The sequence below is a fragment of the Mesorhizobium sp. M1D.F.Ca.ET.231.01.1.1 genome (assembly GCF_003999155.2).
Lineage (GTDB): Bacteria > Pseudomonadota > Alphaproteobacteria > Rhizobiales > Rhizobiaceae > Mesorhizobium.
Genome location: NZ_RZOZ02000025.1, coordinates 1 through 14,002, shown reverse-complemented (window position 1 = coordinate 14,002; position 14,002 = coordinate 1). Strand labels below are relative to the sequence as shown.

Sequence of the window (14,002 nt, the reverse complement as noted above, 5' to 3'; positions counted from 1 at the left end):
CGCCAGATCGTCGCCTCTCTGCTCGCAGCGATCTTTACGCAACCGCCCTTGGCAGCCCTGCGCCAAAATCTCCATGCCTTGCGGCATCGCTGGCGCGAGCCACCTCGAAAGCGCAAGTTTCAGTCCATGCCAACGCTATCTTAGCGCGTATGCCCGAGTGGGGGAGATGCCCGGCAGGGCAGAGGGGGGCGCTGTCCCGCCGGCGTTTCCGTGTTTTCGATACCTTCTTCGCCAGGGATCCATAGTTGAAGCCCATCCGGGTCCGATCGAGGTAGGCGCTCTACGGCGCCCCCCTCTGTCCTGCCGGACATCTCCCCACAAGGGGGGAGATCAGCTGTCGCGCGCGCCGCGCCCTGACGACCAACCTCGCTTCCTCCACCAGGCTCCAGCCGAAACCCACCACCCGCACTGCCGAACCGGTCGCCGTCCTCGGCGGCCCGTCGACGCGCGCGCCCCCAAAACCGCCCGGGCAGGGAAACACCCAATGGTCCATGTCATTCCCATTCTGACCGGCGAGCGCCGGCTCGATACCGGCAATGCGGTGCAGTATCCGGACTCCTCGCCGGTGGGCGAGGCGGTCCAGCAGTTCGGCAACCGCTGGCAGGCTGCCGCCGAGCGCTACGAGCAGCGCGTGGCGCAGCAGCAGGCTTTCGACACCGAGATCGCCGCCCGCAGGCTGAACGGCGAGCTTGCCCAGGCCGAGGCCGATGCGGTGGCCAACGCGCCCGCTGACGGCGCCGGCCTGCACGACACCATGTATGGCCAGGTCGATCCCTACACCGGCCAGGTGGTGAAGACCGGCCTGTTCGACACGCTGTTCGGCAATTTCCTGAAGCAAGCGCCGCCCGAGCTGCGCGGCGGTCTCGCCAGCCGCAAGGAAGCGCTGCGAGAGGCGGGTTCGATACGCCTGGCGCTGCAGCAGAATCAGCGCCGCAAGCAATACGAGCGGGATCAGGTGGCGGAGGTCCACACCGCCGAGCTGAACAACATCGCGCGAAGCGACCCGAACGACACCGCCGCCTTCGACGCCTCCCGCCAGGCCGGCCTCGATCTCATCCCCAAGATGGACCTTGACCCGCGAGCCAAGGCGCTGGCCGAAGCCGACTGGCTCGCCCGTACGGCGAAAGAGCGCATGCAAGCGCTGATCGCACAGGACCCGCGCCGCGCCGCCGAGATGCTGAGCGCCGGCCCGGGGGCCAGCGACGGCATGGGCGAGACTGTGCGGTCGGAGCTTGCTGCCGGCGTGCAGGTAGGAGCCGCAAAAGGCCGAAAAACGCCGGACGAGATGGTGGCACAGGCATTTGGCGAACGCCCGCTGCCGGACAGCAACACAACCACACCTCTTGACGCCATCACCTACCTGAAGCCCGGCGACATTGCTGCGCTGAAGGCTCAGGCCAACAACGCCACCGCGGCCCAGATGGTCGGCGCGAACGCAAGGGTGATGCTTGCCGAGCAGAACGCTCCGGCGGTCATCGCTGCCACAGGCAAATATCCCGAGGAAGACCCGACCGCGCAGGACTTCGTCCAGGTCTACGGCGCCGACCTGGGCCCAGAACGATTCAAACTATTCCGGATCAACACCGGCATCGGCAAAGCCTATTCCGACATGCATGCGGCGTCGAACCAGGCGATCCGTGCCGAGCTCCTGCACTCTAGGCCCGGGCCTGGCAGTTCACTGGAAGCGCGCGACCGCTACGACATCAAGGTCGCCGCCGCCCAGTTGATCATGGCCGCCCGCGCCGCCGATCCTGTCGCTTACGCCAGTATGGTGTTTCGCGGCGATGCTCCAGACTGGAGCAAGGTCAAAACGCCCGAGGAATTGCAGGCTGCCGTCAACTGGGCGGGAGCAGCCCAGCAGCAACTGGGTTTCGATAAAAGATTGCCGCAGCCTTGGGGTTTTGCCGACCGCCAGGCTGCGGAATACATCGACCCGAGCAAGCCATTCAACGAACGTCTTGCTAAGTTGAGTTCGCTTGTCCTGGCCGTTCGCGACCCGGGCGCACGCAGGGCAATGGCCAAGCAGATTTCCTTGGCTGCGGAAGCCAGATTGCGTGCACAAGCGGCCCAAGATCCCAGCGTCACACCAGAGGCGTTGGACAGTCAGATCGCCAAGCTCAAAGGCGAGATGGATTGGATCGGGGAACATCCGGCCCAAGCCCAATACAGCACCATGTCGTGGTGGCTGCAGCAACCTGTCACTGCGTTTAGCGATATCGGTCGGACCATAGCCAAGGGAGCGACCGCCGGCGGTGCGGACAATCTTGTCGCTGGCCTAGCCACCTCAGTTTCGGGCGAGAGCTACGAGCAGCGTCTGGCCCGCGAGCAGGCCGAGACAGAGGATGCAGAGGACCGTGCCGGCTGGGCCGGTTGGGCGGCCGAGGGCCTTGGCGCCGGTTTGACTGGTTACGGCGCTGCACAGGGCCTGTTTGGTCTGCTGGGTCGAGCTGAGGTCGGCGCGGCGGCGGAAGGCGGAGGCCTGGCGGGCCTTGGCACCCGCATGGCCGTGGGAGCCGCCACCGGCGGCGCTTATGGCGGGATATACGCCTACAACACCGATGAAAGCATTCCCGAGGGTGTGCTCACCGGCGCGGTTGGGGGTGCCGGCCTTAATGTTCTTGCCGAGGGGATTGGCGCGATTGGCCGCAGCGTCATAAGACGCCTCAGCGAGCGTGCCGCTGTTGCTGAGCCGAAAGCCGTTTCGGATAATGTGCCTCCGCCTGTTTCAACTGTTGAAGCAGAAGGACTTCCTGACTCTGCCGGTAAGGCAGTGGAGATAAGAAGGCCGTATGCGCATCTGCAGGACCCCCCTAATGTTGCGCCCGGAAAGAAGCCAACAGGCAAGCAGCGGACGACCATTCACGACGAAAATCGGAGAATAAACGGTGGGGTTCTAAGATCGGACAAGAGCGGGATAGAATTAGTCGTGGCCAAAAAAAGCCAGAGCGGTGTAACTCCCCCAAGGAACGAAGCGCATATCGATCACATAGACCCGGTCAGGCCGGCCGACAAGACAAAGACACCAGGATCAAACAGCTATAAAAACCTGCGACTCCTCGCTGGGTTTGAGAACATAGATAAATCGAATAAATAGGCGAAGAAAAATGGGTGATTGGAAATTCAAAGATTCAAAAAATCTAGCTGTTATATCGACTCGAAAAATATTAAGCCAAGACAGTTGGATCGCATACGTCTCGCATGATGTCGAAGACAATTCGTGGCAGTTTTATGGAAATGAAGTTGAAGTTGATCAAGATGATCTAATTTTGGTTGGATTGATCGAGATAGTGGAGCTTGACGAGACTGTTGAACAGCTAGCGGATTTGCCCTTAGGCTGGCATGCTTGGCGCGATACAAAAACCTCGCCATGGAAGCGAGGCAAAATGCCTCCAGAGCTCCCTGAGCCAACGAATTAATCCCATTATGATTCGCCGTTGACCATCACAATGAAGCGTTGACGATCCCACTGCCGTGCAACTGAGTAAGTCGAGTAGCGGCCACGACGTGGATCATGTACACGATTTGCAATTGGGAGGTGCCGATGCGACGCATAACATGGCTCCGCTGGATCCAAGCGTGAACCGTAGCTTGGGTCCCCAGATACATCATCGGATAAAGCATCTGCCTCACGGGACGAGAATTGGCAAGGTAACAGTCGGAGATCGGTAATGTTTCCAAAGTTTCGGCAAAGCTTTTCTCCGGACGCAGGCCGGAAGCCCGACCCTGTGAGCATCGACACTGGCGTACCAAGCCTGAATGAGCTGCTTTCCAGTTTCAGCGGCATGTCGTTCAACCACGGCCTTTACCGCATCGTCCGTGCCCAGGATTTGGCGGCGTGGAGCAGCAGAATAATCGTGGGCTTCCCTGCATTCGCCGGGCGCATTACCTGTTTTGGATACGATTGGTTGGGCAGGACATTCGCCATTGACACCAAACGAACCGAGGATGGCGAGCCTGGTGTCGTGATGTTCGAGCCAGGGACCGGCGAGGCGCTTCAGATACCAGCCAACATCCGGACTTTTCATGAAACCGAGTTGGATGAGTACCAGGATGCCGCGTTGGCCTCGAATTTTTACGCGACGTGGCGCGGGAATGGTGGCGCCGAACCTGCCTATGACCAATGCATCGGCTACAAGGTGCCGCTCTTCCGGCAAAGACGACAGTGCAAATCTGGAACTGACAGATCTGGAAGTTTATTGGCACATCACGGCTCAGCTCATCGCGAAAGCGAGGGGTTACCTCCAGGGACGCGGATAAACATCAAAGGCGGGTGACCTCGAGAAGCCCAGGGCAGCCTACTTTTTTGGCCGAGCGAGCTTGTATGCAACTATAAGTACATATAAGATGCAATTGTAGATAGTGAACGCGCGGAAAGTGAGGGGCGAAGAACAGCCATTTTCGCCTTTGATGGTATCGGTGGACCGCAGTTCGGAAACTTCGGACGTATTCATAAACAGACAAGGGGGACTATATGGGTGCGGGTTCTGCTGCGATGCTAGTCGGGGCACTGGTTCCGACATTTTTGCTGAGCCGCTTGTTGCTGTGGATCACAAAGCGCTGGAATGGCGGCGTGCCGCGCCTGTTGCTGGTGCATATTATTTGCGGGGCGCTCGCCGTGGTAGCGTCCGCTTACGGCTACTCGCATAACGGGGCGCCGGATTGGTCTCACAGCCCCGTATACGTCGCTGCTCAGTTGATTTGGCTGGTCGTGGATTTTGTTCGCGGCGGCCGCCAAAGGCAGACTGCGAGTTGACGGTGCTCAGACCATGAAGCATCTCAGACACTTGAAATGAGCCTTTAGCGAATGGACAATCTTGCAGAGCCAGACTTCGACACCGTCACGCGCCTGCCACCTGCCGATGTCAGCACCGGAGACGATGACCTCGATTCTGCCCGGGCCGAGGCCCGTCAGTATCTCGAATTCTACAACTGGGTCCTATCCATCAAAGGCGAATATTTTGGATATGGCGCCGAAGGAATTATCTACATCTTCCTATTCGAAATAGAGCCTGGGCGACCGGAGGTGAACCGATGGATTTGGGTGATCGTCGGCGACGTCCCGCCGACATATATCCCGGCTGACGACGCTGCGTCGCCCTTCGAAGCTCTTGATGGCTACATTGGTGCCTTGGAGGAATGGGTCGAGGCGGCGCGGCAGGGAAAGTCGGTGGCCAAATTGATACCGGTCAACGTCGATGCAATTCCCGCCAATGCGGAGATGCTGGCTGGCCGCCTCAAATTTCTCGACGAGAGGATTTTGCCGGAGCTCAAAGGCAATTGAGCGATGTCGGCTATCTTGGCTCGGGTCAGTTTCGATTTGGTGAGGATAGCAGTGCGATATATCTTAACCGAGGGACAGTTTGATCCGCCAGCTGAACCTGCAGTCGTCGATGGACTGTCGGCACGCTTGGGAGTCGAGCTACCCAAGGACTACACCGACTTCCTCAGAGAGCATAATGGGGGCGAGGGTTTTGTCCACGACAACTACGTTGTCTTCTTTAAAGCCGAAGAATTGGCGGACTTCAATCGAGAGTATGAAGTCGAAAAATATGCGCCAGGTATCCTCTTGTTCGGATCGAACGGAGGAGGTGAAGGATATGGCTTTGATACTCAGGATCCAAATATGTCAATCGTACGCGTGCCGTTCGTAGGCATGAACAGGAAGTTAGCTTTGAAAACGGCGCGTAACATAGCTGATTTATTTTCGCGATTGGCGGAATGTAAATGAGCGACAAAAATGGACATCCGCGCCGCAAGGGCATGGAGCTGTTTGAGATTACACCAGTCATCGTTGGTGGTGACCCAATCAGCCTGGAGAATAAAATCTGGGTGACCAGGCAAGAGCATTTTGAACTGGTGCGCTTTTGGAATCGAACTATCGGGGATTTGCGTAAAGCGGCGCGAGCGGAAGAATAGGCGGCGTGAGGCTTCCGATGTCCTTACCAAGCTGATTTATCAGCCGCAGGCGTCGACAAGATTTGGGGGCATCATTCCCGGTGCGCTCGTTCTAGATGCGCCCATAGATGGGGCTACGGATTGAGCGCTCAACAACGCCAGCATCCCAAACCCTGGCGCTGCCCTCATCGCCCCTTCGGGCACCTTCTCCCCGTGAAACGGGGAGAAGGCAAAGCCGGACGCTATCAATAATTGCCGTTGTAATACCGGTCGTCGCAGGGCGCGGTGTAGATGCGGCCGTAGCGGTCCTGGTAGCGGCAGAGCTGGTCGCCGCGGCGCTGCGGCGTGGTGGCCGAGCCGACGACGGCGCCGAGCAGCGCGCCGCTCGCGGCGCCGATCACCGTGCTCTTGGTGTTGCCGCCGATCGCCTGGCCGACCAGCGCGCCGCCGGCGCCGCCGATCAGCGCGCCGGTGGTGGCCCGCTGCTGGCCTTCGGTCTGCGTCTCGCAGCCGGCAAGGGCCGCGGTCATGAGCACGGCCACAATGGCCTTCTTGATGATCATCACTAGAACTCCTCTGAAGCCCCAGGGACTGACGACGGGGGCGAACGAAGCTGAACTGCGGTCGCATTGCGGCGGAACGGCGGCGGAGCCCGCTCACGAAGTGAATCACGGTTTCGCGGCGGTTGAACGCCATGGTTTCCAAACCGGAAAGACCGCGCAAACAACGGTTTAGCGCCGCTGGCGGAATCGGCCGGCGAAGATGCCTTAGCCGCGTCCAAGGGCCGCCAGCAGTCTACTGATCAACATCAGCCCTTCGCTGCCGCCACGGGCGGTCGTTGTCCGGAAGTCTAATTAGCCTTCCTTCGCCGCGCGGACCACACCTCACCCCCAAGAATTCCCCCCAAGAACGGAGAAATGACATGACCCGAGGACTTCCCCGAACCCTTGCCCGCGCCGCTGCCCGCGAGGCGGGCCTTGCGCCGCCCAAGCTCGGCCTCAAGGCCGTGACCAGCGGGCAGGGCGGTTCCTACCGCACCGTCTTCACCTTCGCCGGCATGCAGGTGCCGGTGACCGATGCGCTCGCCTATGCGAGCCAGAAGATTTTCGATTTCACCGACGGCAAGGTGCGCATCAAGGGCGGCACGGCCAGGCTGCAATTCGCGGTGCTGACCACGCGCGCATCCACCATCAACGACAACGCCGCGCTCACCTGGTCGCTGGGTTCGGTGGCGGCGTCCAGCGCCACGCTCGCCGGCACCATGGTCAATGTGCTGGCCTCCACCGCCCGCACGCTGGACGGCGCCGGAGCTGCGCTCTCTTCCGCCTCAATCGCCGATATCGCCGCCGCCTCGACGCTCGACGGGACAGTGACGCCGGTCGATCTCTATCTCAACCTCGCCTTTGCAACCGGCACCGATATCGACGCCGACGGCACGCTCGCGGTGACGGGGACGATCACGCTGCTGTGGGAGAACTGGGGCGATAACGCATAGGCGCTCGAAGTGCTGATCTTCCCCTTGTGGGGGAGATGCCCGGCAGGGCAGAGGGGGGCGCTGTCCCGCCGGCGCCTTCATGCTCGTATTGCCGCATCCCTGCACTTCGTCATCCTCGGGTCTGCGCTCGTCGCTACGCTCCTCGCTCCGCCCTAGGATGACGAAGGCGATAGGTCGCGTTCCTTCGCGCCCCCCTCTGGCCTGCCGGCCATCTCCCCCACTTGGGGGGAGATTGGCAGCTGCGCCGCCGGCGCTCCTCCGTCCACGTCTTAGAATATCTCAACAAAGGAATCTCAATCATGACAGATCTGGCAGAGGCCGGGTCCGTGGCTTCGCGGCCGGCGGGCAACCTGGCGACGCCTCCGGCTTCCGGGGACAACGGGTCCGCCCCGGCGGCCGGCAGAAGTTGGTTTGACGGTCTTTCCGAAGGCAACCGCAAGCTCGCTGAAGCCAAGGGCTGGACCAAGGCCGAAAGCCTCGACCGGGTTTTCACATCCTATGCGGAACTGGAACGCCAGCAGGGCGAAAGCCTGCGCGTTCCTGGCAAGGACGCGCCGAAGGAGGAATGGGACAGGTTCCATTCCAGATTGCCGGAGGCGATGCGTCCGCTGACCTCGGCCGAGAAGGTCGAGTACCGGCGGCCCGACAACCTGCCGGAAAACTTCGCCTATTCGGACGAGCTCGCCAATGCCTCGAAAGCCTGGGCGGTCGAAGCGGGCGCCAGCCCGAAGATCGCGCAGGCCTATCACGACCGCTTCGTCGGCTACATGGCCGAGCAGGCTGCGCAGCAGCAGGCGGCGCTGTCGCGCTCGGTGGAAGCAACGCATGACGAGTTGGTGCGCGACTGGGGGCCGACCGACAGCGACGGCTTTCGCCAGAAGCTCGAGGTCGCCAACCGGGCGATGAAGAAGCTCGGTTTGGTCGATGCGTACAAGCAGAAGGGCATCCTTCTGCCCGACGGCGCTTTGACCGATCCGCAGATCGCCCGCGCCTTCCACGCGATCGGCGAGGCGATGTTCCGCGAAGACACGATCGACGCCGACGGAGCGCCGCGGGGCCAAAACCCCTTCCGGCGCAACGCCGCCGGCGAGCGCAACATCTCGGCCATTTCCGCCCTTGTCAAAAGCGACCCTCAACGCGCGCGGCGGCTCGCCAGGGATGCGGGCGAAAACCCGGATCTCTGGATGCCCAACAACCCACTCTGACTCTTTGTCTTGACGCACTTCCGAACGGAAAACCGCTTCACACTTTTCCTGGAATTGCGTCGGGCAACTTCGCCGCCCCAACCAAACCCTTGAAGGAACAAAAGAATGGCAGACGCCTATACCCGCATCGCGGACGCGATCGTTCCGTCCGTTTATGCCCAATACTCGTTCGAGGAGCACGTCCAGTCCCTCGAGATCTACCAGGCCGGCATCCTGTTTTCCGACCCGGCGATTTCTTCAAAGCTGTCGATGGGCGGCCGCTCCGTCGACATGCCCGGCTGGAAGGACCTCGGCAACGATCCGTCCGAGCCGGTCAACGACGATCCGGCAGACTCGATCGAGATGAAGAAGATCGGCTCGCGCCGCGAGGTCGCCGCCCGCAACGTCCGCGCCCAGGCCTGGGGCGTCCCGGATCTCACCGCGATCCTCGCCGGTGACGACCCGCAGAAGCTGATCGTGCGCCGCCAGACCGAATACTGGCAGCGCGCCAACAAGCTGACCCTGCTCGGCATCCTCAAGGGCGTGCTCGCCGACAACGTCGCCAACGACGGCGGCGACCTGGTGCGCACCACCGGCGCCTCGATCGTCGACACCGACATCATCGAGGCGGCGTATCTGATGGGCGACCGCGCGGACAAGTTCCGCACCATCTGGATGCATTCCAAGCAGATGAAGGCCCTCAAGCTCGCCGACCTCATCGACTATGTGCCGTCCTCGGAGCAGGGCGGGCCGCTGATCCCCTATTACATGGGTCTGCGCTGCGTGGTCGACGACGACATTCCGCAGGCGGCCGGCGTCTACACGGCCTTCATGTTCAAGGACAAGGCGATCCTGTGGAACGAGCTGCCGGTGAACTCCGAGGGCGGCCCGCTGGAGTTCGACCGCAAGCCGCGCCAGGGCCATGGCGGCGGCGTCACCGAAATGGTCGGCCGAAGGCATTTCGTGGTGCATGTGCCCGGCACCCGCTTCCTCGACGCCTCCGCCGGCGAATTCGCCACCGACGCCGAGCTGGCGCTGGCGGTGAACTGGGACCGCACGGCGTCCAGCGTGAAGAATATGAGCTTCATCGCGCTGAAGACGACGGAGGCGTGAGCCCGGACGGGAGAGTTTTCTCTCTAAGCGGCGAGGGCGTAAGCCCTCGTTCGCGCTGCGCGGCTGACCCTCTTGATCAGCGTTTGCGTGCCTCGCCGATTTCGCAAGCAACATCTCGTATAGAGAAGCGAAATCAACGGAGTATCCGTCAGCGCTTTCTTCGAATTTGGCTGGGGAGTGCTCTTTTGGTCACAGCAGTCCCGCGACATCTGAGATATCAGAAGATGATGATGAATCGAGGGGGTTGCTTCATGAAATCGCTTTTGCTTGCTTCTGTTTTCTGCCTTGCCGTTGGTGGGCCGGTTATGGCTGCCGACATTGTGGCCCCGGCCGCAACGACGGAATGGACCTGGCAGGGAGCGTATGCCGGCGCCTTCGGCGCCGGTACGCTCGAACACTATAAGATCCGCGAACCGAATATCGGGGCCGACGTTACCCACAATGTTGGCTCACCGACTATCGGCGGCTTCGCCGGTTACAACTTCCAGTCCGGCAACATCGTCTACGGTGTCGAGGGGGAGTTGGGTTATCGTTTCAAGAAATCGCATTTCCACGACGTGCCGGGTCCGGGTGATCTCGATGCTTCACTTGGCCTCTTCGGTTCGTTGAAGGGCCGCGTCGGCATGGACATGGGTGGTTATCTGCCTTTCGTGGCGGCTGGTGTGACGGCGTCCCGGCTGAAGACCAATGCAATCGGCTTTGCAGAGCGGGATGCGACTCTTGTTGGCGGTATTGTCGGCGCAGGCGTCGATGTACCGTTGACGCACAACGTTTTCCTGCGTGGCGAGTATGATTTCTCGTTCTTCGGCAAGAAGACGCTGGAATATTGCGGCGGCGGCTGTGTGCTTGAGCACACTGTTCAGTCGCATGATTTCCGTGTCGGCGTCGCGATGAAATTCTAGACTGCGGCAGTTCTGCAGTTAAACGCGCCGGGCTTGCCCGGCGCGTTTAATTTGGAAGAGTAGCTGCCGCTCCGACGCCAATCGTAACTGCGAACCCCAAGCCGCTTCCGAGCGGCTTTTTTCATGCCCGAATTCATCAACCCCGCTCGATCCACGAGGCGCTGACCCATGGCCATCACTCCGCTCGACATCGCCAACATGGCTTTAGCCGTCCTCGACGAGGCGCCGATCGATTCGCTCGACCAGGACGTCAAGGCGGCGCGGCTTTTGAACCTCCACTTCGACCTCACCCGCGAGGGCGAGCTGGCAAAGCACGCCTGGGTGTTCGCCATCCTCTCCGCCTTGATCCCGGGCTCCGACACCGGCAACGGCGACTGCAGGTTGAACTATGTCTACGAGCTGCCGGCCGACTGCATCCGGCCGCTGCCGCTGACCGACACTGGCGAGCCGGATGGCGTGCCGATCTCCTGGCGCCAGGAGGCGGGGCTGATCTACTCCGACCAGCCGGGGCCGCTATCGATCCGCTACCTCGCCAACCTCACCGATCCCAACGACTGGGACGCACTGTTCACCGAAGTTCTGGTGGCGGCCCTGGCCATCAAAATAGCGCATCCGCTGACCCACAAGGCCGGCATGATCGACATCGCCCGCGCCGCTTATGACCGCGCGCTCGACGCCGCCTTCTCGGCCAACGCCATCCAGCGTGGCGGCCGCCTCTACACCGGAGCTTGGGCCCAGCAGCGCGGCGATTTCCGGAGTGTCCGCTAGATGACTGCGCTCTACCCCGTTCAAGATGTCTTCACCCGCGGCGAGATCTCGCCCAGGCTCCATTCGCGCGCGTCGCTCGATCTCTATCGGGCGGCGCTGGCGAAATGCGAGAACTTCGTCAGCTTGCCGCATGGCGGCATCCGTGCCCGCGGCGGCACCTACTTTGTCAACGAGGTGAAGAACTCGGCGAAGAAGACGCGCGGCGTCCCGTTCATTTTCTCTTCCGACCAGGCCTATTGCCTCGAATTCGGTGACCAGTACATCCGCGTCTATGCCTATGGCGCGCGCGTCGGCACCGTCGAGATCGCCTCGCCTTATCCGGAGGCGGACCTCTTCGAACTCGCCTATGTGCAGTCGGCGGACCAGATGTGGATCACCCACCGCGACTACCCGCCCAAGGTGCTGACGCGCAGTGCGCACACGACGTGGACCCTGACAGATTTTCAGTTTCTCGACGGTCCCTATGACGACATAACCGATACCGCCACCACGCTGACGCCGGCCGACACTGGCTCTCTAACGCCGAAGATGACCTCGAACACGACGCCCGCCGGCACGGCCTCGGCAACCGCGGCTAGCGCCGATGACTACAAGATGTTCGACCGCGACAAGACGCAGCATCTTGGCTTATCCGCGGGCGGCGATGGCTTCATCCAATATCGCACTGCTGGAGGTGCGAGGCGAATCGTCGACGCCTATTGGCTCACGACATCGAGCAAAGCCACCCAGGCATATGACTATTTCACAGCCTGGGAAATTCAGGGGTCGAACGACGCTGCTACCTGGACGACGCTTGACACCCGCACCGGAGAGACCGGCTGGGGCAATGGTGAAACGCGGTTCTATGATTTTTTCAACAAGTCTGCCTTTGAATATCATCGGATGGTTTTCAGTGGCGGCGGCGGTGACGATGCGGCAAACGCCATCTCGGCTGAATTGTCGTTCCACGTAGCGGCAGACGATCAAGCACCCTTTGATCTGACTGCATCGGGCACGGCCGGCATCAATGACGGCACCGGCTTCCAAACCTCCGACGTCGGGCGCGCCATCCGCCTGCTCGGCTCGGACGGGGTCTGGCGTTGGGCGAAGATCACCAGCCGCATCAGCACTACGGTCGTCAAGATTGTGCTCTACGGCCATGCCCTTCCGAACACCAGCCCGATTACCCGCTGGCGGCTCGGCACTTTCGTACCCGGCAAATATGTCGAGTCCGGCTCGCTCTACGAGGAGCGGCTGGCCTTCAGCCGGCGCTTTTCCATCTATGCCTCGGCCACCGGCGACTTCGACAATTTCGCGCTCGGCGAGAAGGACGACGACGCGCTGGAATTCGTCCAGGCCGGCGGCGGCCAGGCCAACGACATATTGTGGATCGCCGATTCCGACGGCGCGCTTTTGATCGGCACATCCGGCGGCATCCGCGCGTTGTCGGGCTCCGGCATCGACGAGGCGCTGACGCCGTCCTCCTTTAAGAACCGCCGCTCGCGCACCTTCGGCTGCGCCCGCATCCGACCGGTCGATGCCGGGCAATCCTTCCTCTATGTCACGCGTTCGCGCCGGGCGATCGCCGAGCTGACCCAGGTGCAGACCAGCAGATATCAGTCCGAAGACATCGGCCAGATATCGGAGCACATTCCGAAGCAGGGCGTGGTCGAGCTCGCCTACCAGACCGATCCGGACCCGATCCTGTGGTTCCCACTCGATAATGGCGAGCTCGGCGGCTACACGCACCAGCCGAGCCAGGAGGTGCGCGGCATGCACCGGCACCGCTTCGGCGGGACATTCTCCGGGTCGGATTGGGCGGTCGTCGAAAGCGCCGTGGTCACGCCCGGCCAGAACGGCGTCGACGACATCTGGCTGTTCGTCAAGCGCAACATCGGCGGCGTGACCAAGCGCTACATCGAGGTGATGCAGCCGCCCTTCGAATATGGCGAACTGGAAGACGCCTTGCAGGTCGATTGCGGGCTGACCTACTCCGGCGCGCCTGTCAACGTCGTCTCCGGCCTCGGCCACCTCAACGGCGAAAAGGTCGACGTGCTGGCCGACGGCAAGGTCTTGCGCGGCCTCACCGTCGCCTCTGGCCAGCTGACGCTGCCCGCCGGTGCCACGGCAGCGAAATGGCAGGTCGGGCTGCCGTTCCAGGCGCAGGCCGACACTCTGGAACTCGATGTCGGCGGCCGGGACGGCTCGCTCGTCGGCCGCCGCAAGAAAGTGGCGAAAGCAATCCTGTCGCTGCTCGAGACCGACACCACCGGGCTTGAGGTGCAGTCCTTGCTGCGCGGCCGCTGGGAGGCCGTGCGCATGCCCTCGATCGTTGCGCCCGACGGCAGGGCCAAGCTCTACACCGGCAATGTCGAGGTGCCGATCGACGATTCCTGGGAAGGGCAGGGCAGGGTGAGGATCCGCCACGTCAACCCGACGCCTTGCACGATCCGGGCGTTCACGCCGGTGTTCGAGGCGGAGCCGTAGCAACTGCCGATCTCCCCCCTTGTGGGGCATACGCGCTAAGATAGCGTTGGCATGGACTGAAACTTGCGCTTTCGAGGTGGCTCGCGCCAGCGATGCCGCAAGGCATGGAGATTTTGGCGCAGGGCTGCCAAGGGCGGTTGCGTAAAGATCGCTGCGAGCAGAGAGGCGACGATCTGGCG

The 14,002-nt window shown here is 61.8% G+C and carries 13 protein-coding genes; 12 read left to right on the top strand and 1 reads right to left on the bottom strand.

Features of this window, described 5'->3' with window-relative positions; translation table 11 throughout:
* The first annotated feature begins 484 nt into the window (after positions 1 to 484).
* From EN874_RS33955 to EN874_RS31785, 6 genes are all read left to right on the top strand, one after another.
* Positions 485 to 3,094 (top strand): hypothetical protein, encoded by a 2,610-nt coding sequence (locus EN874_RS33955; protein ID WP_189394150.1) that lies wholly within the window; start codon positions 485 to 487, stop codon positions 3,092 to 3,094.
* A gap of 10 nt (positions 3,095 to 3,104) precedes the next feature.
* Positions 3,105 to 3,416, top strand: coding sequence for a hypothetical protein (locus EN874_RS31805; protein ID WP_127428800.1), 312 nt, complete (start codon positions 3,105 to 3,107; stop codon positions 3,414 to 3,416).
* A 309-nt stretch (positions 3,417 to 3,725) separates the two neighbouring features.
* Positions 3,726 to 4,274, top strand: coding sequence for a DUF1851 domain-containing protein (locus EN874_RS31800; protein ID WP_245513827.1), 549 nt, complete (start codon positions 3,726 to 3,728; stop codon positions 4,272 to 4,274).
* A 530-nt stretch (positions 4,275 to 4,804) separates the two neighbouring features.
* Entirely contained in the window at positions 4,805 to 5,281 is a 477-nt protein-coding gene (locus tag EN874_RS31795) for a hypothetical protein (protein WP_127428801.1), read from the top strand.
* A 3-nt stretch (positions 5,282 to 5,284) separates the two neighbouring features.
* Positions 5,285 to 5,728 (top strand): SMI1/KNR4 family protein, encoded by a 444-nt coding sequence (locus tag EN874_RS31790; protein ID WP_245513829.1) that lies wholly within the window; start codon positions 5,285 to 5,287, stop codon positions 5,726 to 5,728.
* A complete protein-coding gene (locus EN874_RS31785) occupies positions 5,725 to 5,916 on the top strand; it encodes a hypothetical protein (protein WP_127428802.1) in 192 nt (63 codons plus the stop codon). The genes EN874_RS31790 and EN874_RS31785 overlap by 4 nt, the downstream gene beginning before the upstream one ends.
* Positions 5,917 to 6,140: 224 nt before the next feature.
* On the opposite strand, the gene EN874_RS31780 is transcribed toward EN874_RS31785, so the two are convergent.
* The gene (locus EN874_RS31780) at positions 6,141 to 6,458 is read right to left on the bottom strand and encodes a YMGG-like glycine zipper-containing protein (RefSeq protein ID WP_127428803.1); all 318 of its coding nucleotides are present in this window, start codon (positions 6,456 to 6,458) and stop codon (positions 6,141 to 6,143) included.
* A 359-nt stretch (positions 6,459 to 6,817) separates the two neighbouring features.
* Here EN874_RS31780 and EN874_RS31775 point away from each other — a divergent pair, with 359 nt between their 5' ends.
* The 6 genes from EN874_RS31775 (at position 6,818) to EN874_RS31750 (ending at position 13,823) form a co-directional block, all read left to right on the top strand.
* Positions 6,818 to 7,390, top strand: a complete 573-nt coding sequence (locus EN874_RS31775) for a hypothetical protein (RefSeq protein ID WP_127428804.1) — start codon at positions 6,818 to 6,820, stop codon at positions 7,388 to 7,390.
* 299 nt (positions 7,391 to 7,689) lie between these two features.
* The gene (locus tag EN874_RS31770; protein ID WP_127428805.1) at positions 7,690 to 8,595 is read left to right on the top strand and encodes a hypothetical protein; all 906 of its coding nucleotides are present in this window, start codon (positions 7,690 to 7,692) and stop codon (positions 8,593 to 8,595) included.
* 105 nt (positions 8,596 to 8,700) lie between these two features.
* Positions 8,701 to 9,687 (top strand): Coat protein, encoded by a 987-nt coding sequence (locus tag EN874_RS31765; RefSeq protein WP_127428806.1) that lies wholly within the window; start codon positions 8,701 to 8,703, stop codon positions 9,685 to 9,687.
* 251 nt (positions 9,688 to 9,938) lie between these two features.
* A complete protein-coding gene (locus EN874_RS31760) occupies positions 9,939 to 10,589 on the top strand; it encodes an outer membrane protein (protein ID WP_127428807.1) in 651 nt (216 codons plus the stop codon).
* 168 nt (positions 10,590 to 10,757) lie between these two features.
* Entirely contained in the window at positions 10,758 to 11,357 is a 600-nt protein-coding gene (locus tag EN874_RS31755) for a hypothetical protein (RefSeq protein ID WP_127428808.1), read from the top strand.
* Positions 11,358 to 13,823 carry a hypothetical protein gene (locus tag EN874_RS31750; protein WP_127428809.1) on the top strand — a complete coding sequence of 822 codons (2,466 nt, stop codon included), beginning with the start codon at positions 11,358 to 11,360 and terminating at the stop codon, positions 13,821 to 13,823. It abuts the gene before it with no gap.
* The last annotated feature ends 179 nt before the right edge of the window (positions 13,824 to 14,002 follow it).

What these genes read in the sequence shown, in the direction of transcription:
- EN874_RS33955 (WP_189394150.1), top strand. Translation starts at nt 485, where the DNA reads ATGGTCCATGTCATTCCCATTCTGACCGGCGAGCGCCGGCTCGATACC.
- EN874_RS31750 (WP_127428809.1), top strand. Translation starts at nt 11,358, where the DNA reads ATGACTGCGCTCTACCCCGTTCAAGATGTCTTCACCCGCGGCGAGATC.
- EN874_RS31770 (WP_127428805.1), top strand. Translation starts at nt 7,690, where the DNA reads ATGACAGATCTGGCAGAGGCCGGGTCCGTGGCTTCGCGGCCGGCGGGC.
- EN874_RS31805 (WP_127428800.1), top strand. Translation starts at nt 3,105, where the DNA reads ATGGGTGATTGGAAATTCAAAGATTCAAAAAATCTAGCTGTTATATCG.
- EN874_RS31785 (WP_127428802.1), top strand. Translation starts at nt 5,725, where the DNA reads ATGAGCGACAAAAATGGACATCCGCGCCGCAAGGGCATGGAGCTGTTT.
- EN874_RS31780 (WP_127428803.1), bottom strand. Translation starts at nt 6,458, where the DNA reads ATGATCATCAAGAAGGCCATTGTGGCCGTGCTCATGACCGCGGCCCTT.
- EN874_RS31760 (WP_127428807.1), top strand. Translation starts at nt 9,939, where the DNA reads ATGAAATCGCTTTTGCTTGCTTCTGTTTTCTGCCTTGCCGTTGGTGGG.
- EN874_RS31790 (WP_245513829.1), top strand. Translation starts at nt 5,285, where the DNA reads ATGTCGGCTATCTTGGCTCGGGTCAGTTTCGATTTGGTGAGGATAGCA.
- EN874_RS31765 (WP_127428806.1), top strand. Translation starts at nt 8,701, where the DNA reads ATGGCAGACGCCTATACCCGCATCGCGGACGCGATCGTTCCGTCCGTT.
- EN874_RS31795 (WP_127428801.1), top strand. Translation starts at nt 4,805, where the DNA reads ATGGACAATCTTGCAGAGCCAGACTTCGACACCGTCACGCGCCTGCCA.
- EN874_RS31775 (WP_127428804.1), top strand. Translation starts at nt 6,818, where the DNA reads ATGACCCGAGGACTTCCCCGAACCCTTGCCCGCGCCGCTGCCCGCGAG.
- EN874_RS31755 (WP_127428808.1), top strand. Translation starts at nt 10,758, where the DNA reads ATGGCCATCACTCCGCTCGACATCGCCAACATGGCTTTAGCCGTCCTC.